The sequence below is a fragment of the Streptomyces sp. SID12501 genome, from assembly GCF_010550245.1.
Classification (GTDB): domain Bacteria; phylum Actinomycetota; class Actinomycetes; order Streptomycetales; family Streptomycetaceae; genus Streptomyces.
In genome coordinates this window covers 69,391-95,719 of sequence record NZ_JAAGLU010000010.1, presented here as the reverse complement: position 1 = coordinate 95,719, position 26,329 = coordinate 69,391, and the positions used below count along the sequence as shown (strand labels likewise).

The window sequence follows — 26,329 nt, the reverse complement described above, 5'->3', positions numbered from 1 at the left end:
GGGACCGGTGCACCTGTGAGAATCAGGGCCATGGAACGCAGCAGCACCCCGTCCGGCGGCAGTCCGCGCCGCGAGGCCACCCGGCAGAAGCTCTACGAGGCCGCCGTCACGCTCATCGCGGAACAGGGCTTCTCCGCCACCACGGTGGACGAGATCGCCGAGCGGGCCGGAGTCGCAAAGGGCACGGTCTACTACAACTTCGCGAGCAAGTCGGTCCTCTTCGAGGAGTTGCTGCGGCACGGCGTGGAACTCCTCACCGCCTCCCTCAGAGAGGCGGCCGAGCGGACCGACCGGGACGGCGGCACCAAGGTCGACGCCCTGGACGCGATGATCCGGGCCGGGCTCGTCTTCATCAGCCGCTACCCGGCCTTCACCCAGCTCTACGTGGCCGAACTGTGGCGCACCAACCGGACCTGGCAGTCCACCCTGATGGTGGTCAGACAGCAGGCGGTGGCGGTCGTCGAGAACGTCCTGCGCGAGGCGGTGGCGGGCGGCGAGCTCAGCGACGAGATCGACATCCAACTGACCGCGGCGGCCTTGGTGGGCATGGTCCTGGTCGCCGCCCTGGACTGGCAGTCCTTCCAGCCGGAACGCTCCCTGGACGACGTCCACTCGGCGCTGTCCCGGCTCCTCCAAGGACGGGTGAGCGGCAACCGCTGAGCGGACGGTTCCGGACACGGCCACGGACACGAACACGGGCGCACAGGAAAGCGCCGGTTCGATGTGGCCGCGTCCCCCGCGGGCCACCTCGAACCGGCGCTTCCTTCCTGCTCCCCGTTCCCTCCCCCGTTCCCCCGTGTTCCCCCGTGCGGTCGTTCCCCCAGTGCCTCGCTCCCGCCGACGGATCGGCGGAAGGAGCGGTCCAGGGCACCGGCACCGTTCCGCCGCCCCGTGTCGGCGGTACCGGAGCCGTGCCCTTTTCCGTGTCCCCAGTCTTTCGTTCCCGCAGGTCGCAGCCCATCCGTGCGGCTACTCATCTCTCGCCCTAGGTACGTGTACTCAGCCCTGCGCACTCAACACCAGGACGCGCCGTTGCCGACTGGTTACCATCGCGTCCGTGTCGGTACTCCCTTTGGTCTTCACCAGCGGCTGGGCCAGCGGCATCAACGCCTACGCGGTGGTGCTGCTTCTCGGCGTCTTCGGCGCGACCGGGCTGAGCGACGAGGTCCCCGAGTCGTTGCAGCGCCCCGAGGTGCTCGTCGTGGCGGGCGTGCTGTTCCTGTGCGAGGCGGTCGCCGACAAGATCCCGTACGTGGACTCGGTGTGGGACACGGTGCACACCGTGATCCGGCCGGTCTCCGGGGCCGTCGTCGGGGCGCTGCTGGCCGGCCAGAGCGGTTCGCTGCCCGATCTCGCGGCGGGCGCGATCGGCGGTTCGACGGCGCTGGCCAGTCATGCGGTCAAGGCCGGGACGCGGATGGCGGTCAACACCTCGCCGGAGCCGTTCAGCAACGTGATCCTGAGCTTCGCCGAGGATCTCGGGGTCGGCGGCATCGTGACGTTCGCGATGTTCAACCCCCAGGCGGCGGCGATCATCGCGGGCGCGCTGCTGCTCACCGGCCTGATCGTGCTGTACTTCCTCGTCTCCCGGATCAGACGGTTCCTGCGGCGCCGGGCCCAACGGCGCGAGGAGAAGCGGCTCGCGGCCCGGACCGGCTGGCCGCCGGGCTGAGCCGACCCACCCGCGTTCCCGTGAACTCCCTGGTCACAGGCCCGTGGCCGGACTGTCGGTGGGGGCCGATAAAGTCCCAGGCATGGCACGGATTGCGGTGATCGGCGCAGGCATGGGCGCGATGGCGGCCGCTGCCCGGCTGGCCGTCGCGGGCCACCGGGTGGCGGTGTACGAGCGTGGGGAGACGTACGGCGGAGCGGTGCGCCGCTTCGAGCGCGACGGCTTCTCGTTCGACACGGGCCCCGGGGTGCTCACCCTGCCCGCGGTCTACCGCGACCTGTTCGTCAAGACCGGCAAGCAGCCCCTGGAGGAGTGCGTCGAGCTGGTCCAGGTCGATCCGTCCTCACGGCACGTCTTCCCGGACGGCACGGAGGTCGCCCTGCCGAACGCGTCCCGCGCGGGCGTCGTGCAGGCCCTGGAGGCGGCTCTGGGGGCCGGGGCGGGTGACCGCTGGGGTGACTTCCTGGTCAGGGCCCGCGAGGCCTGGGACCGCACCCGCAGACCGCTCCTGGAGGAGCCCCTGTGGACCGACTGGCAGGTGCTGGCCGAGCGGGAGCCCTACCCGGCGGTCGCCCACAAGCGGCTGCTGCGCACCCGCCGGGCCGGCACGCTCGCCGAGGTCGCCGCCTGGGAGCTGCGTGACCCGCGCCTGACGGCCCTCCTGGACAGCCACGCCCTGGCGTACGGCCTCGACCCCCGGGACGTGCCGGCGAGCGCGGCCGTGCTGCCGTACATGGAGCACGCCTTCGGCACCTGGTACGTCCGGGGCGGCATCCGGGAGCTGGCGCGTGCGGTGTACGAGCGGTGTCTGGCGCGGCGGGTCGAGTTCGCCTTCGGCGCCGAGGTCACGCGGATCGTCGAGAAGGACGGCCGGGCGGCGGGGCTGGAGCTGGCCGACGGGACGGTGACGGAGGCCGATCATGTCGTGGCGAGCGTGGATCCCGTACGTCTGAAAGGGCTGACGGACCACGCGCTCGACGAGGACGGTGACGTGTCGCCCGACGCGTCGGCGCCGTCGCCGGGCCGGTTCACCGTGCTGCTGGCCCTGCGCGGGGCCCGGGAGGCGGGGGCCGCGCATCGCACGATCGTGCACGCGCCGGACCGCGAGGCCGAGTTGGACTGGGTGAGCGGGGAGGGAGCCGGCCCGGTGCGGCCCACGGTGACCGTGCTGCGGCCGGACGATCCCGCGCTGCGGCCCGACGAGGAGCACGAGTCCGTGGTCCTGACGGCGACGACACCGCCCAGGGACGACTGGGCGGCGGACGGCTCGGCGGAACGGTTCGCGGAGCTGGTGGTCGGCGCGGCCGGGGACGCGGTTCCCGGGCTGCGTGAGCGGGTCCTGTGGCAGGAGATACGGTCCCCCGGTCGCAGCGGGGACGAGACGGGCGCCTTCTGCGGGGGCATGCCGGCCCCCTCGCTCGCGGGCGGCAGAGGGAACTTCCTCCATCCCGCCAACAGCACCCGGCTACCGGGGCTGTACCGCGTGGGCGGCTGGTCGCACCCCGGGGGCGGACTTCCGCACGCGGGCATGTCGGGCGCACTGGTGGCGGGGCTGATCGTGGAGGGGCCTGGCTTCCGGGGCTCGCAGTGAACCCCGGGCACCGCGGGTGCCCGGACAGGGCGAGGGTCCTCGGCAGCGGCGCCGCTAGAAGCGGTACTGCTGCTCGTCGTACCCGTGCCCGTTCGTCTGACCGTTGCCGTTGCCCTGTCCGTGCCCGTTGTCCTGACTTTGGCCGTTGCCCTGGCCGTTGCCGTTGTCCTGATAGGGATACTGCTGCTCCGGCGGGAGTTCGCCGCCGAAGAACGGGTCGTCGTTGTTGCGCTGCTGCGGGACCCAGACACCGTTCGACGGGGTCTCGTTGTAGCCGCCGTTGCCGTACTGGTCCTGGGCGTAGCCCTGCTGACCGTACTGCTGCTGGTCGTAGCCGGCGTCGTAGGAGTTACCGCCGTAGCCCTGGCCGATGTACGGGTCGGAGTAGGCCGCGTACTGCTGCTGACCCGAGGCGTCGTAGCCGTACTGCTGCTGGTCGTAGCCGGTGTAGCCGTCGTACCCGTAGGTCTGGTCGCCGCTCTGGGCCGCCGCCGCGTACGACTGGTCCTGCTGGCCCGCGCCGGCGTAGGACTGGTCCTGGCCGGTCGCCGCCGCGTACGCGGCATCGCTGTACACGCCGTACGAGCCGGTGTCGTCGGGGAGGGGCTGCGGTTCGTAGACGGCCGCGGGCCGGGCGGGGGTGAAGACGTCGTCCCGGTCGTAGTCGCGGTCGAAGTCGTCGCCCTGCTGGTACGTTCCGGCACCGGTGTCGTAGGCGTCGTTCCCGGCACCGTCCGCGGAATCGTTTCCGAAGGCGTTGCCCGGTGCGTACGCGCCCTCGGGTGCCTCCAGGCCGGAGACCTCCAGGGTCGGGTCCTTGTACTCGTTCTCGTCGCGGCCCTTGCCCTTGCCGAACCGCCCGAGGAAGCCCGGGCGGCCCGCCACGGCCCAACCGGCCGAGAAGCCGCTGCGGAACGACAGGGTGACGTACGTCTGCCCGACCGCGAAGGCCGCGGCGCCCAGGCCGATGACCAGCACATTCGGGATGAGCACGCCGAGGACCACGCCGAGGAAGCCGCCGAAGGCCAGCAGCCGCCAGCGCAGCCGCGCCTTGTACTGCAGCAGAACCTCTCCGAGTAGCCACAACGCGACGATGCCAAACGCGATGTAGAGGACCGTCCAGCCCATGTACGCCCCTCTCCCAGTGGCCGCTACGCAGTGTGTCGTACGCCGGTGCGGCCGGTCTAGGCCCGCTGTGGGTGGTGCAGACCCAGGTTTTCGTAGATTTCCAGCGATGCCGTGGAGTTGTTCAGCGTAATGAAGTGCAGTCCGGGGATTCCCTCGGCCAGCAGTCGCGCGCAGAACTCCGTGGCGAACTCGATGCCAATGGAGCGTACAGCCGCCGCGTCGTCTTTGGCTGTGAGGATCCGCTCTTTCAGGGTAGACGGGATGGCCGCGTTGCTGAGCTGCGGCAGCCGCTCCAGCATCCGCACGCTGGTCACGGGCATGACCTCGGGGATGACCGGGGTCGGGCAGCCCGCCGCCGCGACGGCGTCCCGCAGCCGCAGATACGACTCCGGGTGGAAGAACATCTGGGTGATCGCGTAGTCCGCGCCGGCCCGGCACTTGTCGACGAAGTGCGTGACGTCCGTGTCCCGGTCGGGAGAGCGCGGGTGCGTCTCGGGGAAGGCGGCGACTCCTACGCAGAAGTCGCCCGACTCCTTGATGAGACGCACGAGTTCGGCCGCGTACGTCAGACCGCTCGGGTGCGGTACCCACTCGGCCATCGGATCGCCGGGCGGGTCTCCGCGCACGGCCAGGATGTTGCGGATGCCCGCGTCGGCGTACTGGCCGATGATGTTGCGCAGTTCGGCGACGGAGTGGTTGACCGCGGTGAGGTGGGCGACCGGGGTGAGCGTCGTGTCGGAGACGATCTGCTGGGTCTCCTTGACCGTCCCCGCCCGCGTCGACCCGCCGGCGCCGTACGTCACGGACACGAAGTCCGGTGCGACCGCCTCGACCCTCCTGAGCGCGTTCCACAGGTTCCGCTCGCCCTTGGGAGTCTTCGGCGCCGAGAACTCGAAGGAATACGTGGTCTTGCCGGACGCGAGCATGTCACGCACCGTGCGTGCGTGGTCAGTCCTGGTGGACGCGGTTCCTAGGGCCATACCCGCAGGTTAGTCAGGGGGCGGCGGTCCCCCAACCGGATGGCGGAAATTTGCCCGGATTGTCGACTTGTTGTCCACGCCTCGGACACCCGGGCCGGGACACCTGAACCTCAGGGACCTCCGACGGCCCCGCTACAGGGCTCGCAGCCGCTTGGCGAACTCCGCCGCCGCCGCGCCCGGGTCGTCGGCCTCCGTCATCGCCCGTACGACGACGACCCGGCGGGCGCCCGCCGCCAGCACCTCGTCCAGGTTGCCCAGGTCGATGCCGCCGATGGCGAACCAGGGTCGCTCGGTGGCGAGCCCGGCCGTGTACCGGACCAGGTCGAGGCCGGGCGCGTGGCGGCCCGGCTTGGTGGGGGTCGGCCAGCAGGGGCCGGTGCAGAAGTAGTCGACGCCTTCATGGACGGCGGCTGCCGCGGCCTCGGAGTCGGCGTGCGTGGAACGGCCGACGAGCACGTCCGGGCCGAGGATCGCGCGGGCCGCCGGGACGGGCAGGTCGCCCTGGCCGAGGTGGAGTACGTCGGCCCCGGCCGCGTGGGCGACGTCCGCGCGGTCGTTGACCGCGAGCAGCCTGCCGTGCCGGGCGCAGGCGTCGGCGAACACCTGGAGGTGGTCCAGTTCCTCGGCCGCCTCCATGCCCTTGTCACGCAGCTGCACGATGTCGACCCCGCCGGCCAGGACGGCGTCCAGGAACTCGGCGAGGTCGCCCTGTCGCCTGCGGGCGTCGGTGCAGAGGTAGACCCGGGCGTCGGCGAGCCGGGCGCGGGTCGTGCGGGCGTCGGCGGTCGCCCCGGGCACGGTGTCGGTCGTCTCGGGCATGCGGGTGTCCCCCATGGGCGCGCCCCGGGGTGTTCTCCCCCGGGCGCGCCCCTGTGTGGCGGTGTGCGGACCGCGGCCCGCACGTCGGACGGCTGGTCGGATCAGACGGCGAGCGCCTGGGCGCGACGCTTCACCTCCGTGCCACGATTCTCGCTGAGGGCCTGCGCGGGGGTGCCGGGCAGGCTCGGGTCGGGAGTGAAGAGCCACTCCAGCATCTCTGCGTCGGAGTAGCCGTCGTCCCGCAGGAGCGTCAAGGTGCCGGTGAGGCCCTTGACGACCTTCTGCTCGACCCCGTCGATAAAGGCGGCGGGGACGTGCAGCGCGCGGTTCTCACCACGGCGTACGGCGATCACTTGGCCCTCCCTGACCAGCTGCCGAACGCGTGTCACCTCGATATCGAGGATTTCCGCGATGTCCGGCAGCGTGAGCCAGGCGGGGACGAGAGCATCGATCTTTGCGTCAATCTCGGTCACGGCACAAGCGTGCCATCCCGCACTGACAGTCGGAAGCCGGGCCCCTCCGACCTGGGCCGATCCGGTGGCATCGAGAGGCCTCGGGCTACGCCGTGGCCGCCTTCAGGGGCCGGGACGGGTCCGTCAGCGCCTCGGCATCCATCAGGGCGCCCGCCTCGACCAGACGGCGTCCCTGGGCCAGGTCCCGGGGGCGGCCCACGGCCAGCAGGGCGACCAGGCGGCCCTCCCGCAGCCAGCAGACCGTCCAGGCGGGGCCGGACGGGTCGCCGCGCCACAGGGTGGTGTCGGCGGTCTGGTGGTGGCCGACGTACTGGACGAAGCGGCCGAACTGCTCCGACCAGAAGTACGGGACCGGGTCGTAGACCGCCGGGGACTCCCCGATGATGTTCGCGGCGACCGCGCGGGGTCCCTGGAGGGCGTTGTCCCAGTGGTGGACCAGAAGTCGCCGGCCGTACCTTCCCGAGGGGAAGGAGGCGCAGTCGCCGACCGCGTAGACGTCCGCCGCCGAGGTGCGCAGGTGGTCGTCGGCGACGACCTCGCGGTGGTCGCCCAGGGCGATACCCGAGCCCGCGAGCCAGGCTGTGGCAGGGCGGGCCCCGATGCCGACCACGACGGCGCCCGCGGGCAGCCGCGAGCCGTCGTCGAGCACCACCACTCCGGGCTCGACGCGGGCCACGCGCGCGTGGGTACGCAACAAGGCCCCGCTGTCGGCGTACCAGGCGGCCATCGGCGCGGCCACCTCGGCGGGCAGGGCGCCCGCGAGCGGCCGGTCGGCGGCCTCGACGACGGTGACGGCGCAGCCGGCCTCTCGCGCGGCCGTGGCGAACTCGGCACCGATCCAGCCGGCCCCGACGACCACGATGTCGTGCTGGCGCGCGAGTACGGGCCGCAGCCGCTCGGCGTCGTCGAGGGTGCGCAGCAGATGCACACCGGGTACGCCCTCGGTGCCCGGCAGCCGGATCGGTTCGGCGCCGGTCGCGAGGACCAGGACGTCGTACGGCACGGGTCCCTCGGGGGTGTCCAGCTCGTGTTCGCCGGTGCGGACGCCCAGCACCTCGCGCCCGAGCAGCAGTTCGATGCCGAGGGCCTCGAAGTCGACGTCGAAGGCGGAGCCCTCCGCCTTGCCGAGCAGGACGGCCTTGGACAGCGGCGGCCGGTCGTACGGCTGATGGGGTTCGGCGCCGAACAGCGTGACGGTGCCGGTGAACCCCTGCTCCCGCAGGGCGACCGCGGTCTGCACCCCGGCCATGCCCGCGCCCACGACGACCACGTGTCGCGGCCGTGACCCGCCCGGTGTGCCCTGTGCCTGCGTCTGCTCACTCACCCGATCACCATAGACAACTGACAAATTGTCAGTCAGTGGGCGCGGGAAGTGACCTACTGCACACCCGTCTGTTCGGCCTCTGCGACTTGCTCGACCAGGCTCGTCCCGCTGCCCGGCTGCGACTCCCACTCCCAGGTCTCCGCCAACCGCACCCGCCCGTCCGGCAGTTCGGTCACCTCGGACACGCAGTGGCCCGAGGACGTCGTCCCGTCGCGCTTCAACTGCACGTACCGGAACTCGAGACGGTCGCCCTCCCGTGTACCCACGAGTCGGCCGCGGACGACGTCCCCGCCCGCGTACTCGGCCCAGATCTCGCCGTCCTGCTCGTGGTAGGTGAACCGGGTACGCGTCCCCACCTGGCCAGGCGCCTGGTCCACGACCGGGGCGAGGACGAGACCGTCGAGCGAGCGGGGCATGGGCCGAGGCTCCCTTACGTGTGCGTCGGACCGCGGGCTAGGGTGGCCAGCGTAAGCACGCGGGAGCCCGGACGCACCGGGCTGAGAGGGAGGCTGGCGGCCTCCGACCGTACGAACCTGATCCGGGTCATGCCGGCGAAGGGAGGGGCTGGACGCCCATGTCGCGTACACACACCTCGGACGTCGTTGTCGTCGGAGGCGGGATCATCGGGCTGGTGACGGCCTGGCGGGCCGCGCAGCGCGGGCTCACCGTGACCGTCGTCGACCCGGTGCCGGGCGGCGGGGCCGCGCAGGTGGCGGCCGGGATGCTGGCCGCCGTCACGGAGCTGCACCACGGCGAGCAGACCCTGCTGGGGCTGAACCTGGAGTCGGCCCGCCGCTACCCGGACTTCGTGGCCGAGCTCACCGAGCTGACCGGCCACGATCTCGGCTACCGCCGCTGCGGCACGCTCGCCGTCGCACTCGACGCCGACGACCGCGCCGAACTGCGCGAACTGCACGCCCTGCAACAGCGATCGGGCCTGGACTCGGAGTGGCTCTCGGGGCGCGAGTGCCGGCGTCTGGAGCCGATGCTCGCGCCGGGCGTGCGCGGGGGGCTGCGGGTGGACGGCGACCACCAGATCGATCCGCGACGGCTGGCCGGGGCTCTGGTGGACGTGTGCGAGCGGGCCGGGGTGGTGCTGCGCCGCACGTGGGCCGAGCGGCTCGACGTACGGCGGGGACGGGCCGTGTCGGTCACGGACTCGGACGGCGACGAACTGGCCGCCGGGTCGATCGTGCTGGCCGGGGGCAGCCTCAGCGGGCGGCTCGCGGGCGTCCCGGAGGCCGTGCTGCCGCCCGTACGGCCCGTGAAGGGGCAGGTGTTGCGGGTGACCGTGCCGAAGCGGTATGCGCCGTTCCTGAGCCGGACCGTGCGGGCCGTGGTGCGCGGCAGCCAGGTCTATCTGGTGCCGCGCGAGAACGGTGAGCTGGTCGTCGGGGCGACCAGCGAGGAGCTGGGCTGGGACACGACGGTCACGGCGGGCGGTGTGTACGAGTTGCTGCGCGACGCCCACGAACTCGTCCCCGGGATCACCGAGTTGCCGTTGACGGAGACGCGGGCCGGTCTGCGCCCCGCGTCCCCCGACAACGCGCCACTGCTCGGCCCGACCGCGCTGGACGGGCTGCTGCTGGCCACGGGCCACTATCGCAACGGTGTGCTGCTGACGCCGGTCACGGGAGACGCCATGGCCACTGTTCTGGCCACCGGTGAACTGCCCGCCGAGGCCCGGGCCTTCACGCCCCGCCGGTTCGACACCGCGCGTATGGAGCAGCTCGTATGAACATCCTGGTGAACGGCCGCCGGCGCGAGGTCTCCCCGGGTACCGCGCTCGACGCGCTGGTGAAGTCCCTCACCACGGCGCCCTCCGGTGTGGCCGCCGCGCTCAACGAAACCGTCGTCCCGCGCGCGCGATGGTCGGCGACCTCCCTCGCCGAGGGCGACCGTGTCGAGGTCCTCACCGCCGTCCAGGGGGGCTGAGCCATGGCCGACGATCCCTTCGTCCTCGGCGGTACGACCTTCACGTCGCGGCTGATCATGGGTACGGGGGGTGCGCCCAGCCTCGACGTGCTGGAGCGGGCGCTGGTGGCCTCCGGCACGGAGCTGACGACGGTCGCGATGCGGCGCGTCGATCCCTCGGTGCACGGGTCGGTGCTGTCGGTGCTGGAGCGGCTGGGCATCCGGGTGCTGCCCAACACCGCGGGGTGCTTCACCGCCGGGGAGGCCGTGCTGACGGCCCGGCTGGCCCGGGAGGCGCTCGGTACGGACCTGGTGAAGCTGGAGGTCATCGCCGACGAGCGGACACTGCTGCCGGACCCGATCGAGTTGCTGGACGCGGCGGAGGTGCTGGTGGAGGACGGCTTCACGGTGCTGCCGTACACGAACGACGACCCTGTGCTGGCGCGCAAACTTGAGGACGTGGGGTGCGCGGCGGTCATGCCGCTCGGGTCGCCGATCGGGTCGGGGCTGGGGATTCGCAACCCGCACAACTTCCAGCTGATCGTGGAGCACGCGCGTGTGCCGGTGATTCTGGACGCGGGGGCGGGGACGGCGTCGGATGTGGCGCTGGCGATGGAGCTGGGGTGCGCGGGGGTGATGCTGGCGTCGGCCGTCACCCGGGCGCAGGAGCCGGTGCTGATGGCGGAGGGGATGCGGTACGGGGTTTCGGCGGGAAGGCTGGCCTACCGGGCCGGGCGGATTCCCCGGCGGCACTTCGCTTCGGCTTCGTCGCCTGTGGCCGGGCTTGCCGAGCTGGATCCTGAGCGGCCCGCTTTCTGATCTCCCACCCACGCACCACCTGTTTCCAGCCCGTTCACCAGGGAAGCTCTCCTGTGGGGCTCCACCGCCCTTGCCAGCCGGCCGGTGCGATCCGCGTCACAGGTCGGCTTCAGTCCCGCTGCTTTCCTGTGCTTTCCTGGCCGAAACTGCGGGCTTGTCAGCGACGGCTCGTACACTCACCTGCGTGGATACGACCCTTCAGGACCCTCTCGTCGGGCAGGTGCTCGACGGCCGCTATCGCGTGGACGCGCGGATCGCGGTCGGCGGGATGGCCACGGTCTACCGGGCCGTGGACACCCGCCTCGACCGTGTGCTCGCCCTCAAGGTGATGCATCCGACGCTCGCGGCGGACGTGTCCTTCGTCGAGCGGTTCATCCGGGAAGCGAAGTCTGTGGCCCGGCTCGCGCACCCCAACGTCGTGCAGGTCTTCGACCAGGGCACCGACGGGCCCTATGTCTATCTCGCCATGGAGTACGTCGCCGGCTGCACCCTGCGTGACGTGCTGCGCGAGCGCGGCGCGCTCCAGCCGAGGGCCGCGCTCGACATCCTGGAGCCGGTGCTCGCCGCCCTCGGCGCCGCGCACCGGGCTGGGTTCGTGCACCGCGACATGAAGCCCGAGAACGTGCTGATAGGGGACGACGGGCGGGTCAAGGTCGCCGACTTCGGACTCGTGCGGGTCGTGGACACGGTCACCAGCACGACCGGGTCCGTCCTCGGCACCGTCTCCTACCTGGCGCCCGAGCAGATCGAGAGCGGCACGGCCGATCCCCGGGTCGACGTGTACGCCTGCGGAATCGTCCTCTACGAGATGCTGACCGGCGACCAGCCGCACTACGGCGACTCCCCCGCGCTGGTGCTCTACAAGCACCTGCACGAGGACGTGCCGCCGCCCTCGGCCCTCGTACCGGGGCTGGCCTTCGAACTGGACGCGCTGGTCGCCTCGGCCACCGCCCGCAACGCCGACATCCGCCCGTACGACGCCGTGGCACTGCTCTCGCAGGTCCTGGAGACGCGCGGCTCGCTCGACACCGACCAGCTGGACGCCGTACCGCCGCAGGCCATCACCTCGGGGCACGGCAACGCCGAGAACCTGACGAGTGTCATCCCGCGCGCGCTGTCCGTGCCGCGGCCCCTGCCCGTCAACGAGGACGAACCCCCGGTCGACGGGCGGCGGTTGAACCGGACCAGTCGGCTGGGAGCCGTCGGCGCTCCCCCGGCGCCCGCCCCACCCTCCCGGCGGGCCGCGCGGAGTCCGAAACGGCGTGCGCCGCTCGTCATCCTCGTCGCCGCCGTACTGCTCGTCCTCGGTGTGGGCGCGGGCGTCTGGTACATCAACTCCGGGCAGTTCACCCATGTCCCGGCGGTGCTGGCGCAGTCAGAGGCACAGGCGAGGGAGCGGCTGAAGGCCGCCGGCCTCGAGGCCACCACCACGGAGGCCTACAGCGACACGGTGGCTCGCGGCGCCGTCATCAGTACGGACCCTGACGTCAGTACGCGCATCCGGGTCAACGACACCGTGACGCTGACCATCTCCTTGGGGCCGGAGACCGTGCCCGTGCCCCAGGTCACGGGCTTGCGCCTCGACAAGGCCAGAGCGCTGCTGAAGCGGACCGGTCTGGAGCCTGGAAGGGTCACCCGGGAGTTCAGCGAGGAGGTGCCCCGCGGTTCCGTGATCAGCACCAGCCCGGATGTCGGCACCGAGCGGCGCGCGGGTTCCGCGGTAGCCCTCGTCGTCAGCAAGGGCAGCCCGGTGGAGGTCTCCGACGTCACCGGCGCGACTCTCGCCGACGCGCAGGCCGAGCTGGAGGAGGCGGGGCTGAAGGTCACGGTCGCCACCGGGACCGTCAACTCGGACGAGTTCGAGCAGGGAGAGGTCGCCGTCCAGTCACCGGAGGGCGGCAGCGAGGCCGAGCAGGGCGACACCGTCACGCTGACGATCTCCAAGGGCCCCGAGATGATCGAGGTCCCGGATGTCGTGGGCGACAGCGTCGACGACGCGAAGGCGGCTCTGGAGGGGGCCGGGTTCTCGGTCGACGAGGACCGGGGGCTGCTCGGGCTCTTCGGCGACACGGTGAAGAAGCAGTCCGTGGACGGCGGCGACACCGCCGCCAAGGGGTCGACGATCACCATCACGATCCGCTGACGGGAGCACGCGGCGCCGCGTGACACCCTGAAAGGGTGACCAGCAAGCAGCTCCGCAACCCCGTCGGCGGCCATGTCCCCGTGGCCGGCGGTCTCCATTCCGTCGGCCTGTCCTACGCCCGTGACCTGCTGGCCGAGACCGTGCAGGTCTTCGTCGCCAACCCGCGCGGCTGGGCGACACCCGTGGGCAGTCCCCGGCAGGACGAGGCGTTCCGGACGGCGTGTGCCGACGGCTCGATCCCGGCGTACGTCCATGCCCCGTACCTGATCAACTTCGGCTCGCACACCGAGGCGACCGCCGAGCGGTCGGTGGAGTCGCTGCGGCACTCGCTGCGGCGCGGGCGGGAGATCGGCGCGCTGGGCGTGGTGGTGCACACCGGGAGCGCGACCGGCGGGCGGGACCGGTCCGTGGCCCTCAAGCAGGTGCGGGAGCATCTGCTGCCGCTCCTCGACGAGCTCACCCACGACGACGACCCGTTTCTGCTCCTGGAGTCGACCGCCGGGCAGGGCTCCTCCCTCTGCTCGCGCACCTGGGACTTCGGGCCGTACTTCGAGGCGCTCGACGCCCATCCCAGGCTCGGCGTCTGTCTCGACACCTGCCACATCTTCGCCGCCGGGCACGACCTGACCGGGCCCAGCGGGATGCACCAGACCCTCGACCTGCTCGTGGACACGGTCGGCGAGGGGCGGCTGAAGCTGATCCACGCCAACGACTCCAAGGACGTGGTCGGCGCGCACAAGGACCGGCACGAGAACATCGGCGCGGGCCATATCGGCGAGGACCCGTTCCGCGCACTGATGACGCACCCCGCGACCGAGGGCGTACCGCTGATCGTCGAGACGCCCGGCGGCAAGGAGGGGCACGCGGCGGACGTGGAGCGGCTGAAGAAACTCCGGGACGGATAGGGGAGCGAGCAGAGCGGGGAATACCCCCGGGGGGTATATTGCTGGCGAGTGCAGGAACAGGAATCCGTGACCGCGTGACACCGGGGGTCCTCATGGAGCACGAGACACACGCACACCAGCACACACCGGCCCATACACAGGCCCACGCACCGGCCGCCACCTGGGCCGTGGCCGTCCAGGCCACCCTTCACTGCCTCACCGGCTGCGCCATCGGCGAGGTGCTCGGCATGGTCATCGGCACGGCGTTCGGCTGGGGGAACCTGCCCACCACCGTGCTGGCGATCGTCCTGGCGTTCCTCTTCGGCTACTCGCTCACCCTCCGCGGCGTCCTGCGGGCCGGTGTCGGTCTCCGGACGGCCGTGCGGGTGGCGCTGGCCGCGGACACCCTGTCGATCGCCGTGATGGAGCTGGTCGACAACGGCGTGATCGTGCTGTGGCCGGGCGCGATGGACGCCCAGCTGGACGACCTGCTGTTCTGGGGTGCGCTGACGATCTCACTGGCGATCGCGTTCGTCGTCACCACACCGGTCAACAAGTGGACGATCGGCCGCGGCAAGGGCCACGCGGCGGTGCACCGTTACCACCACTGACCCCGGCGCCTGGGGACCTCAGAGCTCGGGGCCGTCCCCGGGCTCCTCCTGGTACGAGTAGCGCTGCTCGCGCCACGGGTCACCGACGTTGTGATAGCCGCGCTCCTCCCAGAAGCCACGGCGGTCGGCGGTCATGTACTCCACCCCGCGCACCCACTTGGGGCCCTTCCAGGCGTACAGGTGGGGCACCACCAGCCGGAGCGGGAAACCGTGTTCAGCGGTGAGGAGTTCGCCGTCCTTGTGGGTGGCGAAGATAGTGCCGTCGGAAGCGAAATCGGCCAGCCGGAGATTCGAGCTGAAGCCGTATTCCGCCCAGACCATGACATGGGTGACCTCGGACGCCGGCGGAGCCGCCATGAGGATCGTCCGCGCCGGAATTCCACCCCACTCGGCGCCGAGCATGCTGAACTTCGTGACGCAGTGCAGGTCGGCCAGAACGGAGGAGTGCGGCAGGGCCGTGAACTCCTCATGGTTCCAGCAGCGCTTCTCGCCGTCGGCGGTGGCGCCGAAAACCCTGAACTCCCAGCGTTCGGGACGGAATTTGGGTACCGGCCCGTAATGGGTGACCGGCCAGCCGCGCTGTACTCGCTGTCCCGGCGGCAATTCGGGCTGCGCCGCACCTCCTGAATCACGCCCTCCCGATTCACTTTCCACCGGCTGACCCATGACTCCATCCTGACAGACGAGGGAGAGTGTGCATGACCAGGCCGGTCCAGATTCCACCAAGTCCGGATAACTTGGACTAAGCATGCCCTTACTTACTAAGTGCGCACTTACTGGACGATCCTCGGTGGCGGTGCGATCATTCGGCGGCAACCCAGCAAGTCCCCGTTTGGAAGGAGCCTCTGCGATGCAGGGCGACCCCGAGGTCCTCGAATTCCTCAACGAGCAGCTGACCGCCGAACTCACGGCGATCAACCAGTACTTCCTGCACGCGAAAATGCAGGAGAACTTCGGCTGGACGAAGCTCGCGAAGTACACGCGGCACGAGTCCATCGACGAGATGAAGCACGCGGAGATCCTCACCGACCGGATCCTGTTCCTGGAGGGCCTGCCGAACTACCAGCGGCTCTTCCATGTGCGGGTCGGCCAGACCCTTACCGAGATGTTCCAGGCGGACCGGCAGGTCGAGGTCGAGGCGATCGACCGACTCAAGCGCGGTATCGAGGTCATGCGCGGCAAGGGCGACATCACGTCCGCGAACATCTTCGAGTCGATCCTCGCGGACGAGGAGCACCACATCGACTACCTGGACACCCAGCTGGAACTGGTGGAGAAGCTCGGCGAGCCCCTCTACATCGCGCAGCTCATCGAGCAGCCCGAGAGCTGAGACCCGAGAGTCGGCCTCCAGGGCTCAGACGCTCAGGCGGCCTCGTCCAGCTGTTCGACCAAGACCGGCTTGCTCTCGTCCACGAGTCCACGGGTCGGGCAGGCACCCCTGCCCAGCAGCGCCTGGATGCGCCGTACGCACGAGCCGCAGTCCGTGCCCGCCTTGCAGGCCGAGGCTATCTGCCGGGGAGTGCTGGCGCCGTCCGCCGCATGCTTCTTCACCTGCGTCTCGGTCACTCCGAAGCAGTTGCAGACGTACACGCGGGTCACCTCCCGACGGGGTCCAAAGGTCATGCCCTACCGAGACCAAGGATGTCCGTTTGGCCGGTGAGGCAAACCTAACCTTACCCGGCTCGCAGGTGCCCGAAAAGTGGTGTGGGGCGCGGATCGTATGTGATCCGCGCCCCATGGCACGCGCCGGTAAGAGGCGCAATGACTGGTGATCTGCTACTGGTCCCGGTACATCTCCGCGACCAGGAACGCCAGGTCGAGCGACTGACTGCGGTTCAGCCGGGGGTCGCAGGCCGTCTCGTAGCGGTGGTGGAGGTCGTCGACGAAGATCTCGTCGCCGCCGCCCACGCACTCGGTGACGTCGTCACCCGTCAGCTCCACATGGATACCGCCGGGGTGCGTACCCAGCTCCTTGTGGACCTCGAAGAAGCCCTTGACCTCGTCGAGCACGTCGTCGAAGCGGCGGGTCTTGTGACCCGAGGCCGCCTCGAAGGTGTTGCCGTGCATCGGGTCGGTCACCCAGGCCACCGTCGAACCCGATGCCGTGACCTTCTCGACCAGCTCGGGCAGCTTGTCGCGGACCTTGTCGGCGCCCATCCGGACGACGAAGGTCAGCCGGCCCGGCTCACGGTCCGGGTCGAGACGCTCGATGTACTGCAGCGCCTCCTCGGCCGTCGTCGTCGGGCCGAGCTTGATGCCGATCGGGTTGCGGATCTGGGAGGCGAACTCGATGTGCGCGCCGTCCAGTTGCCGGGTGCGCTCACCGATCCACACCATGTGCGCCGAGACGTCGTACAGCCTCCCCGTGCGGGAGTCGACCCGGGTCAGCGCCGACTCGTAGTCCAGCAGCAGCGCCTCGTGGGAGGAGTAGAACTCGACCGTCTGGAACTCGGCCGGGTCCGTGCCGCAGGCGCGCATGAAGTTCAGCGCGTTGTCGATCTCGCGGGCCAGCTGCTCGTACCGCTGGCCGGACGGGGACGACTTCACGAAGTCCTGGTTCCAGGCGTGCACCTGGCGCAGGTCGGCGTAACCGCCCGTGGTGAAGGCGCGGACCAGGTTGAGCGTGGAGGCGGACGCGTTGTACATCCGCTTCAGCCGCTCGGGATCCGGGATCCGGGTCGCCTCGACGAAGTCGAAGCCGTTGACCGAGTCACCGCGGTACGTCGGCAGGGTCACACCGTCGCGGGTCTCGGTGCCCTTGGAGCGCGGCTTCGAATACTGGCCGGCGATCCGGCCGACCTTCACGACCGGCACGGAGGCCGCGTAGGTGAGGACGGCGCCCATCTGGAGGAGGGTCTTCAGCTTGGCGCGGATCTGCTCGGCGCCGACAGCGTCGAAGGACTCCGCGCAGTCGCCGCCCTGGAGGAGGAACGCCTCTCCCTTGGCGACGGCCGCCATCCGGGCGCGCAGCTGGTCGCACTCGCCCGCGAAGACGAGCGGCGGATACGACTCGAGTTCCGCAACGACTGCGCGCAGAGCCTCGGTGTCGGGGTACTCGGGCTGCTGCGCCGCGGGCAGGTCTCGCCAGGTGTTGCCAGAGCTGGCGCTGGTCTTAGCGTTCACGGTCACGGACTCAACATTACGGGGTCATGTCTGGCGTCCATCCGCCTGCTCATCAAGTGAGACGCGGTTCGCTCGTTCGGGTCCGGTGAGCGGAACGGCCGGTCCGTGCGCCGGTTCGTGATCTGTCCGCCACCCCTGGTGTATGGTCCGTCGCATGTTCGCGCACTCGACCCAGAACCAGAACTGGTGGTGGCCCGCTCACTCGGCGGCCCACTGACTGCGCGTACGCAAGACTTCGCGAAGGCCGCCCGAGGGGCGGCCTTCGGTGTTTTCGCGGACTTCCACGGACTTCCGCGCCGGGCCGTTCCTCCCGATCACTGATCCAGTCATCGATCGATGGAAGAGGAACGATGCGACTCGACCGGCTCCTGCACGACAACCGCCCGTTCGCCCTGCTCCGCCGCCGCACTCCGGGACACGACCACTCCGTGGTCGAACTGCTGGTCGGCCCGGTGAGCACGTACGACCGGCTCGCCGACATCCCCGACGAGGGTCTCGCCCTCATCCCCTTCCGCCAGATCCGCGAGCGCGGCTTCGACGTCCGCGACGACGGCACCCCGCTCACGGTGCTCACGCCCGAGGAGACGTACGAACTCCCGCTGGAGGAGGTGCTGGAGCAGCTCCCCGCGCATGACGTGCGGGTCGAGGGCGGTGGCTTCGACGTCGGCGACGAGGAGTACGCGGACATCGTCGGGCGGGTGCTGCGGGAGGAGATCGGGCGGGGCGAGGGGGCGAACTTCGTCATCCGGCGGACGTACGAGGGTGAGATCCCGGGGTTCGGACGCGCCGACGCGCTCGCCCTGTTCCGGCGGCTGCTGGTCGGGGAGCGGGGCGCGTACTGGACGTTCGTCGTGCACACCGGCGAGCGGACTCTTGTCGGGGCCAGCCCCGAGGTGCACGTCCGGATGTCCGGCGGGACCGTGGTCATGAACCCGATCAGCGGGACCTATCGCTATCCGGCTGACGGGCCCACCCCCGAGCACCTGCTCTCCTTCCTCGCCGACGGCAAGGAGATCGAGGAGCTGTCGATGGTCGTCGACGAGGAGCTCAAGATGATGTGCACCGTCGGCGACATGGGCGGGGTCGTGGTCGGACCCCGGCTGAAGGAGATGGCCCATCTCGCGCACACGGAGTACGAGTTGCGCGGCCGGTCCTCGCTGGATGTACGCGAGGTGCTGAAGGAGACCATGTTCGCGGCGACCGTCACCGGCTCGCCCGTCCAGAACGCCTGCCGGGTGATCGAGCGGCACGAGGTCGGTGGGCGGGGCTACTACGCGGGGGCGCTGGCGCTGGTCGGGCGAGACTCGGGTGGCGGGCGGGAAGGAGCTGTCGGGGCGCAGACCCTCGACTCGCCGATCCTCATCCGGACCGCCGACATCGCGCCGGACGGGCGGCTGCGGGTGCCGGTCGGTGCCACGCTCGTCCGTGGCTCGGACCCGGCGGGCGAGGTCGCCGAGACCCACGCCAAGGCGGCCGGGGTACTGGCGGCGCTCGGCGTCGTACCGGGGCGGCCCATGGAAACGGGCGTACGGCCGCGGCTCATGGACGATCCGCGGGTGCGGGCGGCGCTGGACGGGCGGCGGGCCTCGCTGGCGCCGTTCTGGCTGCGGATGCAGGAAGCGACCGAAAAGGGAGCGGAGCCGACCGGGCACGCGCTGGTCGTCGACGCCGAGGACACCTTCACAGCGATGCTCGCGCACGTCCTGCGCTCGGCGGGCCTGGAGGTGACCGTGCGGCGCTACGACGAACCGGGGCTGCGGGAGGCCGTCGTACGGCACGAGGGGCCGTTGGTTCTCGGGCCCGGCCCCGGTGATCCGGGCGACCTGACCGACCCGAGGATGCGGTTCCTGCGCGAACTGACTGCCGAGGCCGTGCGGGACCACCGGCACGGCGTCCTCGGGGTCTGTCTCGGGCACGAGCTGATCGCGGCGGAGCTGGGGCTGGGGATCGTGCGGAAGGAAGTGCCGTACCAGGGCGCGCAGACGGAGATCGATCTGTTCGGGCGGACGGAGACCGTCGGCTTCTACAACAGCTTCGTGGCGCACTGCGACGACGAGGCCTCCAGGGAACTGGCGGCGCACCAGATCGAGGTCAGCCGGAGCGCGAGCGGAGAGGTGCATGCGCTGCGGGGGCCCGGTTTCGCCGGTGTGCAGTTCCATCCGGAGTCGGTGCTGACGCTCAACGGGGCCGCTGTCGTAAGGGAGTTGATGGCGCGGCTGCGGGGCGCGGGCACCCTCGGGTGAGGCGGACGGGCGCCCGGGGTCGTACCCGGGCGCCCTTGCGCGCTCAGCCGAAGAAGACGCTGACCTCCTCGTACAGCTTCGGGTCCACCGTCTTGAGTTTCGCCGTGGCCTCCGCGATGGGGACGCGGACGATGTCGGTGCCGCGCAGGGCGACCATCTTGCCGAAGTCGCCGTCGCGGACCGCCTCGATGGCGTGCAGGCCGAAGCGGGTGGCGAGCCAGCGGTCGAAGGCGCTGGGTGTGCCGCCGCGCTGGACATGGCCCAGCACCGTGGTGCGCGCCTCCTTGCCGGTCCGCTTCTCGATCTCCTTGGCCAGCCATTCGCCGACGCCGGACAGCCGCACATGGCCGAAGGAGTCGAGGGTCTGGTCCTTCAGCACCATGTCGCCGTCCTTGGGCATGGCGCCCTCCGCGACGACCACTATCGGGGCGTACGAGGCACTGAAGCGCGAGGTCACCCAGGCACACACCTGTTCGGTGTCGAAGCGCTGTTCGGGGATGAGGATGACGTTGGCGCCGCCGGCGAGGCCGGAGTGGAGGGCGATCCAGCCGGCGTGGCGGCCCATCACCTCGCAGACGAGGACGCGCATGTGCGACTCGGCGGTGGTGTGCAGCCGGTCGATCGCCTCCGTCGCGATGCCGACCGCGGTGTCGAAACCGAAGGTGTAGTCGGTGGCGGACAGGTCGTTGTCGATCGTCTTCGGTACGGCGACGACCGGCACCCCGTACTCGTCGGTGAGGCGGGCCGCGACGCCGAGGGTGTCCTCGCCGCCGATCGCGATGAGCGCGTCGACCTCCAGCGCGGCGAGGTTCTCCCGGATCCGGGCGATGCCGTTCTCCTGCTTGAGGGGATTGGTCCGGGAGGAGCCGAGGATGGTGCCGCCGCGCGGGAGGATGCCGCGCACGGCGGGGATGTCGAGGCGCACACTCGCGCCCTCCAGCGGACCTCGCCAGCCGTCCCGGAAGCCGACGAAGTCGTACTCGTACTCCTGTACGCCCTTGCGGACGATGGCCCGGATGACGGCGTTGAGCCCGGGGCAGTCGCCGCCTCCGGTCAGTACTCCGACGCGCATGGAAATGTCCCTTCGCCGCGGGTTCCTGACGAAGGATCAGTGTGACGTGCGCCTCACTCGGCGTCGAGACTTCTCACTCGTCGTCCAGGCCTCGCTGTATCGCGTACCGCACCAGTTCCACCCGGTTGTGCAGTTGCAGCTTGCCCAAGGTGTTCTGGACGTGGTTCTGGACCGTGCGGTGAGAGATGACCAGGCGTTCGGCGATCTGCTTGTAGCTGAGGCCCTTGGCCACCAGCCGCAGCACCTCCGTCTCGCGGTCGGTGAGCTCCGGGGCCCTGGGCCCTTCGGCGCCCGCGGCCGGGACCGGCTCGGAGGCCAGCCGGCGGTACTCACCGAGGACCAGCCCGGCCAGGCCCGGGGTGAACACCGGGTCGCCGACCGCCGTACGGCGCACCGCGTCCACCAGTTCCTCCGTCGAGGCCGACTTCAGCAGGTAGCCGGTCGCGCCCGACTTCACCGCCTCCAGTACGTCGGCGTGCTCGCCGCTCGCCGAGAGGACCAGGACACGCAGGGCGGGGTGGGACCCGACCAGTTCCTTGCAGACCTGGACGCCGGGTTTGGCCGGCAGGTTCAGGTCGAGGACGAGGACGTCCGGTGCGACGGCACGGGCCCGGCGTACGGCCTGCTCGCCGTCGCCCGCAGTGGCGACCACGTCGAACCCTGACTCGGCCAGGTCACGGGCGACCGCGTCGCGCCACATGGGGTGGTCGTCCACCACCATCACCCGCAGCGGCCCCTGGCGTCCTTCGCCTTCCCCGTTCCCGTCCCCGCTCATGCCCTTGTTCTCGTTCCCGGTGGCCGTCATCGCCGCTCCGCCTTCCCCCGTGCCGCTCTGGTGTCCTTCGGTACCTTCAGTTCGACCTCGGTGCCCTGCCCCGGCACCGAGATCAGTTCGGCGTCGCCGCCGAGGTCACGCAGCCTGCCGCGGATCGACTGGGCCACGCCGAGCCGCCCCTCGCCCTCGGCCTGCGCGAGCCGCCCCTCCGGGATGCCCGGCCCGTCGTCGCGCACGGTCACGACGACGGAGTCCGGCTCGTCCTCGACCAGGATCCAGGCCCGGGCACCCTCCCCGGCATGCTTCCGTACGTTGTCCAGGGCGGCGCCGACCGCGGCCGCCAGCTCCTTCGCCGCGGCCCGGGCGAGCGGCACGGGGGCGCCGGGCTCGGAGAGGGTGATCGTCGAGGTGGCGTACGGGACGAGCAGGGTGCGCAGGTCCACCGGGTCCGGCGCGTCCAGGGCGTCCGGCCCGGACTCCCCCGCCGCGTGTACGGCGGTGCCTGGCGCCCCGGGCTCAGGTACGAGGCCGGCGGAGACGAGGGCCCGCAGCGCGACCTCCTGCTCGCCGGCCATCCGGCCCAGTTCCCCGGCCTCGGCGGCCAGCACGGCACCGCGCCGCTGCACCATCGCCAGTACCTGGAGGACGCTGTCGTGGATGTCCCGGGCGAGGCGCTCCCGTTCGCGGGTCGCGGCCTCGATCTCCAGGGCGCGGGCGAGGGTGCGCTCGGAGGCCCGGGCGACCTCGACGACGTACCCGATGGCGATGGAGGCGACCCACACCAGGATCACGTTGTGGACGGTGTCGCGGGCCGGGGTGCCGCGCTCGACCAGGTTCACGACGGCGACCAGCGTCGAGGCGAAGGCCGCCCAGCGCCAGCCGCCCTTGATCGCGAAGGCCAGCACGGCGCCCGCGGTCCATATCGACGGCAGGGTCGGGCCACCCGACTGGACGCGTTCGTGGGTGTCGGCGAAGGGCGTGAGGAGGATGCCGGTGAGGGCGATCGTGAGGTCGGCGGCGAGGAAGCGCTTGGTGCAGCTGGCCGCGTTCGCGACCCACGGCAGGGTGGCCAGGGTCCACACGAACAGGACGCAGTAGTAGGCGACGGCGACCCAGGGACGCTGGAACCCGTCGTAGGCGGTGGCGAAGAACCCCACCGCGTACAGCATGGTGAGCACCCGGTAGCCGGCCAGCGCGCGCCACAGCGGCTGCTCGACCGACATCCGCATGATCTTCGGATGCCCGGCTTTCTCACGCCCTGCTTTCTCACGTACGGCTTTCTCACGTACGGCCATGTCCCCGCCCATCCCCGAACCCGCCCCCAGGTACTGCTACTTGGTGCCCGACCGTTCCTTCTCCAGGGCCTTCTGCGCCTGCTTCTCAGCCAGTTTCTCCGCCTTCGCCGCTTCCGCGATCTGGCGCTTGGCGGCCGACGCGTAGATGTCGACGTACTCCTGGCCGGAGAGCTTCATGATTTCGTACATGACCTCGTCGGTCACGGCCCGGAGTACGAAACGGTCGTGTTCCATGCCCTGGTACCGGCTGAAGTCGAGCGGCTTGCCGATCCGGATGCCGGGGCGCATCAGCTTCGGCATCACCTTGCCCGGCGGCTGGATCTTCTCGGTGTCGATCATCGCCACGGGGATCACCGGCGCCCCGGTGGCCAGCGCCACGCGCGCGAGGCCGCCGGGCTTGCCCCGGTAGAGACGGCCGTCGGGCGAGCGTGTGCCCTCCGGATAGATGCCGAAAAGCTCACCGCGCTCGATGACCTCGACACCGCTCCTGATCGCGGCCTCGCCCGCGCCGCGCGCCCCGGAGCGGTCCACCGGGAGCTGGCCGACGCCCTTGAAGAAGGCGGCGGTCATCCGGCCCTTGAGACCGGGCGTCGTGAAGTACTCGGCCTTCGCGATGAAGGTGACCTTGCGGTCGAGGACCGCCGGGAGGAAGAACGAGTCGGAGAAGGACAGATGATTGCTCGCCAGGATCGCCGGACCGTCGGCCGGAACGTTCTCCAGGCCCTCCACCCAGGGCCTGAAGGCGACCTTCAGCGGGACCCCGACGGAAACCTTCATCGCGCCGTACAACAACCGACTGCCTCCTGTGTCTGTGGATCAGACCTTAACCCGCAGCGCTGTCAAAGAGCCCGACGGCCCTGGTCGGTGTCAGTGCGGTCGCGTACGGTGAAGTACGCCTCGAAGCCTCGCGGCTTCCATGCGTGATCACCCACCCCAGTCACCCACCCCATGAACAGGAGACCGATGGTGCCGGTCCTGCCTGGAGCCGAGCCGTACCGCCATGAGGGCGGGGAGGTCGGAGTCCTCCTCTGCCACGGTTTCACCGGTTCCCCGCAGTCGTTGCGCCCCTGGGCGGAGTACCTCGCCGAGCGCGGCCTGACCGTCTCGCTGCCGCTGCTGCCCGGGCACGGCACGCGCTGGGAGGACATGCAGCTCACCGGCTGGCAGGACTGGTACGCGGAGGTGGACCGCGAACTGCGCTCCCTGCTGGAGCGCTGCACCCAGGTGTTCGTCTTCGGCCTGTCGATGGGCGGCGCGCTCACCCTGCGGCTCGCCGCGAAGTACGGCGACCGGATCAGCGGCATCGTGGTCGTCAACCCGGCGAACAAGGTGCACGGCCTTGCCGCGTACGCCCTTCCGGTGGTGCGTCATCTGGTGCCCTCGGTGCCCGGCATCGTGAGCGACATAAAGAAGGAGGGCGTCGCGGAGGTCGGATACCCCAGGGTTCCGCTGCACGCGGCGCACTCGATGCGGAGGTTCTACCGCCTGGTCGACGCCGAGCTGCCGCAGGTCACCCAGCCGATGCTGCTGCTGCACAGCCGCGCCGACCATGTGGTGCCGCCGGCCGACTCGGCCCGGGTCCTCAGCCGGGTGTCGTCCACGGACGTGACGGAGATCGTGCTGGAACAGAGCTACCACGTCGCGACGTTGGACCATGATGCGGACCGGATCTTCGAGGAGAGCCACGCGTTCGTCCTCCGGCTCGCGCCCGCGGCCGGTAAGGGGTCCGAGGAGTCGAAGGACTCGGGAGGGCTGGGAGACCAAGTGGGGCAGCAGGAAGGGACGGCCACTGGTGGCTGAGCACGACTCCGACCGCGAGCCGGAGGAGAAGGGCGTGCCCTTCGACGAGGCGGCCGCGTGGGCCGCGATCGTGGACGCGTACGGCGACGAGCCGCCGGACCCGCCCGGCGCCAAGCCGTTCAAGTCCGTCGAGGATCTGGCGCTGCTCGAACCGGACACGAACGAGGACACCGACGACACCTCCGACCCCGACCCCAAGGGCAACGCCGACAAGGTGGCCAAGGGTGACGGGCAGCCCGCGAAGCCGCTGGGCAGCTCGGTCGCCTTCGCCCCGGGCGTCGGCGGCCCGCGCGACTACACGGCCCCCGACGCGTCGGAGGACGACTTCGGCGATGACGACGAGGGCCACTTCGTACCGCCAGAACCGCCTCCGCTGCCGTCCTCCGACACGACCGCCCGGTTCGCCTGGCTGGCGGTGCTCGGCGGTCCGGTCCTGCTGATGCTCGCCGTACTGCTGGGCTGGGACATGACCTGGTGGCTGACGACGCTGGGCATCGGCGGGTTCCTGGGCGGGTTCGCGACGCTGGTCATGCGGATGAAGGGCGACGAGGACGAGGAGGACCCGGGGCGGGGGGCTGTGGTCTGACGGCCACTACGACCACTGTCGCGCAGCGGGCACACTGAGGGCGGCCAGGACCGGAAGACGGTCCGTGGCCGCCCTCGGACGGTTCCTTCGACGCCGGACTCCGCCCGGCGGGCCGGGCTCAGGATGCCGGTACGCGCAGTGCCGCCAGCACGGGCAGGTGATCCGTCGCCGCCCTCAGGTCCGACGCCAGCACCCCCGGGTGCCCCGTCGGCACCCCGCAGCCGAGGACCTCGATGCCGGGCGTGGCCAGGATCGCGTCGATCCTCTGGTGCGGGTCGGTGGGCGTCGAGGTGTACTCCGTACCCCAGGGGGCCGTGGTCCAGCAGTCCTCGAGGCCGGTGGCCAGGCGCCGGAAGCTGCGGCCGGTCGGGCGTTCGTTGAGGTCGCCGCCCGCGACGGCGTGCGGTACGTCCAGCGCGGCGAGGCGGTCGAGGAGCAGGCCGGACTGCTCGTACCGCTCGTCCTTCTGCAGGCTGAGATGACAGCTCAGTACGCCGAGCCGGGCGCCCCCGAAGCGGACGACCGCCGTCGCGAAGCCGCGGCGGTGCTGGCCGGGGGTGAGGGGCAGGAGGACGTCCTCGGTGCGTTCGACGCTCGCGCGCAGGGAGCAGAGGAGGGCGGGGCCGGCCGCGGTCGCGCCGCCGGAGAGGAGCACCTGGCCGGAGGCTGCCGCGAGGCGGGAGAGCTTCTTGCGCCAGCGGAAGAAGCGGGGGGCTTCCTGGATGAGGACGAGGTCGGGGTCGCAGGCGGTGATGACGCGGGCGAGGGCGGTGGTGTCGTCGCGCATCGAGCGGATGTTGTAGCTGAGGACTCGGATGACGGCGGAACCGTCGGCGTCTGTGCGGGGGGTGGGGAGCGGGGGGTTCGTCACCATGTTGGTCAAGATACGGAGGTGGGGTGAGGGGATGCCGGGAACTCGCCGTTCGGGGTGCGGTAGTTGGCCGTCCGACGGCCCGCTGTGGCTTGTCGCGCCCGCGCGGCGGAGCCGCACAATGACACAGCCCCGCGCCCCTGAGCCCGCTGCCCCTACCGGAGTGACAAAGCCCGCCGTTCCTCTTTCCGAGGTACGGCGGGCAG

Annotated in this window: 27 protein-coding genes and 1 riboswitch; of the genes, 13 read left to right on the top strand and 14 right to left on the bottom strand. The window is 70.9% G+C overall.

Going from position 1 to position 26,329, the window contains the following annotated elements; all coding sequences use genetic code 11:
* Positions 1–30 precede the first annotated feature (30 nt).
* The 3 genes from G3I71_RS14020 to G3I71_RS14010 all read left to right on the top strand — a co-directional run bounded on the left by G3I71_RS14020 (position 31) and on the right by G3I71_RS14010 (position 3,263).
* Complete coding sequence (locus G3I71_RS14020; RefSeq protein WP_164314551.1) at positions 31–660, top strand: TetR/AcrR family transcriptional regulator; 630 nt, start codon at positions 31–33, stop codon at positions 658–660.
* Between the two features lie 397 nt (positions 661–1,057).
* Positions 1,058–1,672 (top strand): DUF4126 domain-containing protein, encoded by a 615-nt coding sequence (locus tag G3I71_RS14015; protein WP_164314549.1) that lies wholly within the window; start codon positions 1,058–1,060, stop codon positions 1,670–1,672.
* An 82-nt stretch (positions 1,673–1,754) separates the two neighbouring features.
* Positions 1,755–3,263, top strand: coding sequence for an NAD(P)/FAD-dependent oxidoreductase (locus G3I71_RS14010; protein WP_203730232.1), 1,509 nt, complete (start codon positions 1,755–1,757; stop codon positions 3,261–3,263).
* 54 nt (positions 3,264–3,317) lie between these two features.
* Here the strand turns inward: G3I71_RS14010 and G3I71_RS14005 are convergent, their stop codons facing one another.
* The 6 genes from G3I71_RS14005 to G3I71_RS13980 all read right to left on the bottom strand — a co-directional run bounded on the left by G3I71_RS14005 (position 3,318) and on the right by G3I71_RS13980 (position 8,403).
* A complete protein-coding gene (locus G3I71_RS14005; protein ID WP_164314547.1) occupies positions 3,318–4,391 on the bottom strand; it encodes a hypothetical protein in 1,074 nt (357 codons plus the stop codon).
* Between the two features lie 56 nt (positions 4,392–4,447).
* Positions 4,448–5,371: a methylenetetrahydrofolate reductase [NAD(P)H] gene (metF, locus tag G3I71_RS14000; protein ID WP_164314545.1), complete on the bottom strand. Its 924-nt coding sequence runs from the start codon at positions 5,369–5,371 to the stop codon at positions 4,448–4,450.
* Between the two features lie 132 nt (positions 5,372–5,503).
* Positions 5,504–6,190, bottom strand: coding sequence for a thiamine phosphate synthase (gene thiE / locus G3I71_RS13995; protein ID WP_164314544.1), 687 nt, complete (start codon positions 6,188–6,190; stop codon positions 5,504–5,506).
* A gap of 101 nt (positions 6,191–6,291) precedes the next feature.
* Positions 6,292–6,663, bottom strand: a complete 372-nt coding sequence (locus tag G3I71_RS13990) for an Rv2175c family DNA-binding protein (protein ID WP_164314543.1) — start codon at positions 6,661–6,663, stop codon at positions 6,292–6,294.
* Between the two features lie 85 nt (positions 6,664–6,748).
* Positions 6,749–7,987, bottom strand: a complete 1,239-nt coding sequence (locus G3I71_RS13985; RefSeq protein ID WP_343242957.1) for an FAD-dependent oxidoreductase — start codon at positions 7,985–7,987, stop codon at positions 6,749–6,751.
* A 53-nt stretch (positions 7,988–8,040) separates the two neighbouring features.
* Positions 8,041–8,403, bottom strand: coding sequence for a hypothetical protein (locus G3I71_RS13980; RefSeq protein WP_164314542.1), 363 nt, complete (start codon positions 8,401–8,403; stop codon positions 8,041–8,043).
* A 49-nt stretch (positions 8,404–8,452) separates the two neighbouring features.
* A riboswitch (TPP riboswitch) is annotated at positions 8,453–8,565 on the top strand.
* Between G3I71_RS13980 and thiO the strand changes: the two genes are divergently transcribed.
* From thiO to G3I71_RS13950, 6 genes are all read left to right on the top strand, one after another.
* Positions 8,562–9,725, top strand: a complete 1,164-nt coding sequence (thiO, locus tag G3I71_RS13975; protein ID WP_164314540.1) for a glycine oxidase ThiO — start codon at positions 8,562–8,564, stop codon at positions 9,723–9,725. It overlaps the preceding riboswitch by 4 nt.
* Positions 9,722–9,922: a sulfur carrier protein ThiS gene (thiS, locus tag G3I71_RS13970; RefSeq protein WP_164314538.1), complete on the top strand. Its 201-nt coding sequence runs from the start codon at positions 9,722–9,724 to the stop codon at positions 9,920–9,922. The genes thiO and thiS overlap by 4 nt, the downstream gene beginning before the upstream one ends.
* 3 nt (positions 9,923–9,925) lie before the next feature.
* Positions 9,926–10,720, top strand: coding sequence for a thiazole synthase (locus G3I71_RS13965; RefSeq protein ID WP_164314536.1), 795 nt, complete (start codon positions 9,926–9,928; stop codon positions 10,718–10,720).
* A gap of 184 nt (positions 10,721–10,904) precedes the next feature.
* Positions 10,905–12,863 carry a Stk1 family PASTA domain-containing Ser/Thr kinase gene (pknB, locus tag G3I71_RS13960; protein ID WP_164314534.1) on the top strand — a complete coding sequence of 653 codons (1,959 nt, stop codon included), beginning with the start codon at positions 10,905–10,907 and terminating at the stop codon, positions 12,861–12,863.
* A 35-nt stretch (positions 12,864–12,898) separates the two neighbouring features.
* On the top strand, positions 12,899–13,768 hold the full coding sequence (locus G3I71_RS13955) for a deoxyribonuclease IV (RefSeq protein WP_164314533.1): 870 nt from the start codon (positions 12,899–12,901) through the stop codon (positions 13,766–13,768).
* A 92-nt stretch (positions 13,769–13,860) separates the two neighbouring features.
* On the top strand, positions 13,861–14,358 hold the full coding sequence (locus G3I71_RS13950) for a DUF4396 domain-containing protein (RefSeq protein ID WP_164314531.1): 498 nt from the start codon (positions 13,861–13,863) through the stop codon (positions 14,356–14,358).
* An 18-nt stretch (positions 14,359–14,376) separates the two neighbouring features.
* Here the strand turns inward: G3I71_RS13950 and G3I71_RS13945 are convergent, their stop codons facing one another.
* Positions 14,377–15,024, bottom strand: coding sequence for a sulfite oxidase-like oxidoreductase (locus tag G3I71_RS13945; protein ID WP_164314529.1), 648 nt, complete (start codon positions 15,022–15,024; stop codon positions 14,377–14,379).
* 184 nt (positions 15,025–15,208) lie between these two features.
* Between G3I71_RS13945 and bfr the strand changes: the two genes are divergently transcribed.
* Positions 15,209–15,688 carry a bacterioferritin gene (gene bfr / locus G3I71_RS13940; protein ID WP_164314527.1) on the top strand — a complete coding sequence of 160 codons (480 nt, stop codon included), beginning with the start codon at positions 15,209–15,211 and terminating at the stop codon, positions 15,686–15,688.
* Between the two features lie 32 nt (positions 15,689–15,720).
* Here the strand turns inward: bfr and G3I71_RS13935 are convergent, their stop codons facing one another.
* Both G3I71_RS13935 and G3I71_RS13930 read right to left on the bottom strand, forming a co-directional pair.
* The gene (locus tag G3I71_RS13935; RefSeq protein ID WP_343242956.1) at positions 15,721–15,948 is read right to left on the bottom strand and encodes a (2Fe-2S)-binding protein; all 228 of its coding nucleotides are present in this window, start codon (positions 15,946–15,948) and stop codon (positions 15,721–15,723) included.
* A gap of 186 nt (positions 15,949–16,134) precedes the next feature.
* Positions 16,135–17,487 (bottom strand): class II 3-deoxy-7-phosphoheptulonate synthase, encoded by a 1,353-nt coding sequence (locus tag G3I71_RS13930; protein ID WP_164314523.1) that lies wholly within the window; start codon positions 17,485–17,487, stop codon positions 16,135–16,137.
* A 344-nt stretch (positions 17,488–17,831) separates the two neighbouring features.
* On the opposite strand from G3I71_RS13930, the gene G3I71_RS13925 reads away from it, so the two are divergent.
* A complete protein-coding gene (locus G3I71_RS13925; protein ID WP_164314521.1) occupies positions 17,832–19,724 on the top strand; it encodes an anthranilate synthase family protein in 1,893 nt (630 codons plus the stop codon).
* A gap of 43 nt (positions 19,725–19,767) precedes the next feature.
* Here G3I71_RS13925 and G3I71_RS13920 read toward each other — a convergent pair whose 3' ends face one another.
* The 4 genes from G3I71_RS13920 to G3I71_RS13905 all read right to left on the bottom strand — a co-directional run bounded on the left by G3I71_RS13920 (position 19,768) and on the right by G3I71_RS13905 (position 23,658).
* On the bottom strand, positions 19,768–20,796 hold the full coding sequence (locus G3I71_RS13920; protein ID WP_164314520.1) for a 6-phosphofructokinase: 1,029 nt from the start codon (positions 20,794–20,796) through the stop codon (positions 19,768–19,770).
* A 73-nt stretch (positions 20,797–20,869) separates the two neighbouring features.
* Positions 20,870–21,517: a response regulator transcription factor gene (locus tag G3I71_RS13915; RefSeq protein ID WP_164314830.1), complete on the bottom strand. Its 648-nt coding sequence runs from the start codon at positions 21,515–21,517 to the stop codon at positions 20,870–20,872.
* 80 nt (positions 21,518–21,597) lie between these two features.
* Positions 21,598–22,866: a MacS family sensor histidine kinase gene (gene macS / locus G3I71_RS13910; RefSeq protein ID WP_164314518.1), complete on the bottom strand. Its 1,269-nt coding sequence runs from the start codon at positions 22,864–22,866 to the stop codon at positions 21,598–21,600.
* Between the two features lie 36 nt (positions 22,867–22,902).
* Positions 22,903–23,658 (bottom strand): 1-acyl-sn-glycerol-3-phosphate acyltransferase, encoded by a 756-nt coding sequence (locus G3I71_RS13905; protein WP_164314516.1) that lies wholly within the window; start codon positions 23,656–23,658, stop codon positions 22,903–22,905.
* 174 nt (positions 23,659–23,832) lie between these two features.
* Here G3I71_RS13905 and G3I71_RS13900 point away from each other — a divergent pair, with 174 nt between their 5' ends.
* Both G3I71_RS13900 and G3I71_RS13895 read left to right on the top strand, forming a co-directional pair.
* Positions 23,833–24,666 carry an alpha/beta fold hydrolase gene (locus tag G3I71_RS13900; RefSeq protein ID WP_164314828.1) on the top strand — a complete coding sequence of 278 codons (834 nt, stop codon included), beginning with the start codon at positions 23,833–23,835 and terminating at the stop codon, positions 24,664–24,666.
* Entirely contained in the window at positions 24,659–25,252 is a 594-nt protein-coding gene (locus G3I71_RS13895) for a hypothetical protein (RefSeq protein ID WP_164314514.1), read from the top strand. Before G3I71_RS13900 ends, G3I71_RS13895 begins: the two co-directional genes overlap by 8 nt.
* A 118-nt stretch (positions 25,253–25,370) precedes the next feature.
* Here G3I71_RS13895 and G3I71_RS13890 read toward each other — a convergent pair whose 3' ends face one another.
* A complete protein-coding gene (locus G3I71_RS13890; RefSeq protein WP_164314512.1) occupies positions 25,371–26,126 on the bottom strand; it encodes an endonuclease/exonuclease/phosphatase family protein in 756 nt (251 codons plus the stop codon).
* Positions 26,127–26,329: the final 203 nt, after the last annotated feature.

Coding starts and splice junctions, on each gene's coding strand:
- G3I71_RS14020 (WP_164314551.1), top strand. CDS start 31: ATGGAACGCAGCAGCACCCCGTCCGGCGGCAGTCCGCGCCGCGAGGCC.
- G3I71_RS14010 (WP_203730232.1), top strand. CDS start 1,755: ATGGCACGGATTGCGGTGATCGGCGCAGGCATGGGCGCGATGGCGGCC.
- G3I71_RS14005 (WP_164314547.1), bottom strand. CDS start 4,391: ATGGGCTGGACGGTCCTCTACATCGCGTTTGGCATCGTCGCGTTGTGG.
- metF (WP_164314545.1), bottom strand. CDS start 5,371: ATGGCCCTAGGAACCGCGTCCACCAGGACTGACCACGCACGCACGGTG.
- thiE (WP_164314544.1), bottom strand. CDS start 6,190: ATGCCCGAGACGACCGACACCGTGCCCGGGGCGACCGCCGACGCCCGC.
- G3I71_RS13980 (WP_164314542.1), bottom strand. CDS start 8,403: ATGCCCCGCTCGCTCGACGGTCTCGTCCTCGCCCCGGTCGTGGACCAG.
- thiO (WP_164314540.1), top strand. CDS start 8,562: ATGTCGCGTACACACACCTCGGACGTCGTTGTCGTCGGAGGCGGGATC.
- thiS (WP_164314538.1), top strand. CDS start 9,722: ATGAACATCCTGGTGAACGGCCGCCGGCGCGAGGTCTCCCCGGGTACC.
- G3I71_RS13965 (WP_164314536.1), top strand. CDS start 9,926: ATGGCCGACGATCCCTTCGTCCTCGGCGGTACGACCTTCACGTCGCGG.
- G3I71_RS13950 (WP_164314531.1), top strand. CDS start 13,861: ATGGAGCACGAGACACACGCACACCAGCACACACCGGCCCATACACAG.
- G3I71_RS13945 (WP_164314529.1), bottom strand. CDS start 15,024: ATGGGTCAGCCGGTGGAAAGTGAATCGGGAGGGCGTGATTCAGGAGGT.
- bfr (WP_164314527.1), top strand. CDS start 15,209: ATGCAGGGCGACCCCGAGGTCCTCGAATTCCTCAACGAGCAGCTGACC.
- G3I71_RS13925 (WP_164314521.1), top strand. CDS start 17,832: ATGCGACTCGACCGGCTCCTGCACGACAACCGCCCGTTCGCCCTGCTC.
- G3I71_RS13920 (WP_164314520.1), bottom strand. CDS start 20,796: ATGCGCGTCGGAGTACTGACCGGAGGCGGCGACTGCCCCGGGCTCAAC.
- G3I71_RS13915 (WP_164314830.1), bottom strand. CDS start 21,517: ATGGTGGTGGACGACCACCCCATGTGGCGCGACGCGGTCGCCCGTGAC.
- macS (WP_164314518.1), bottom strand. CDS start 22,866: ATGGCCGTACGTGAGAAAGCCGTACGTGAGAAAGCAGGGCGTGAGAAA.
- G3I71_RS13890 (WP_164314512.1), bottom strand. CDS start 26,126: ATGGTGACGAACCCCCCGCTCCCCACCCCCCGCACAGACGCCGACGGT.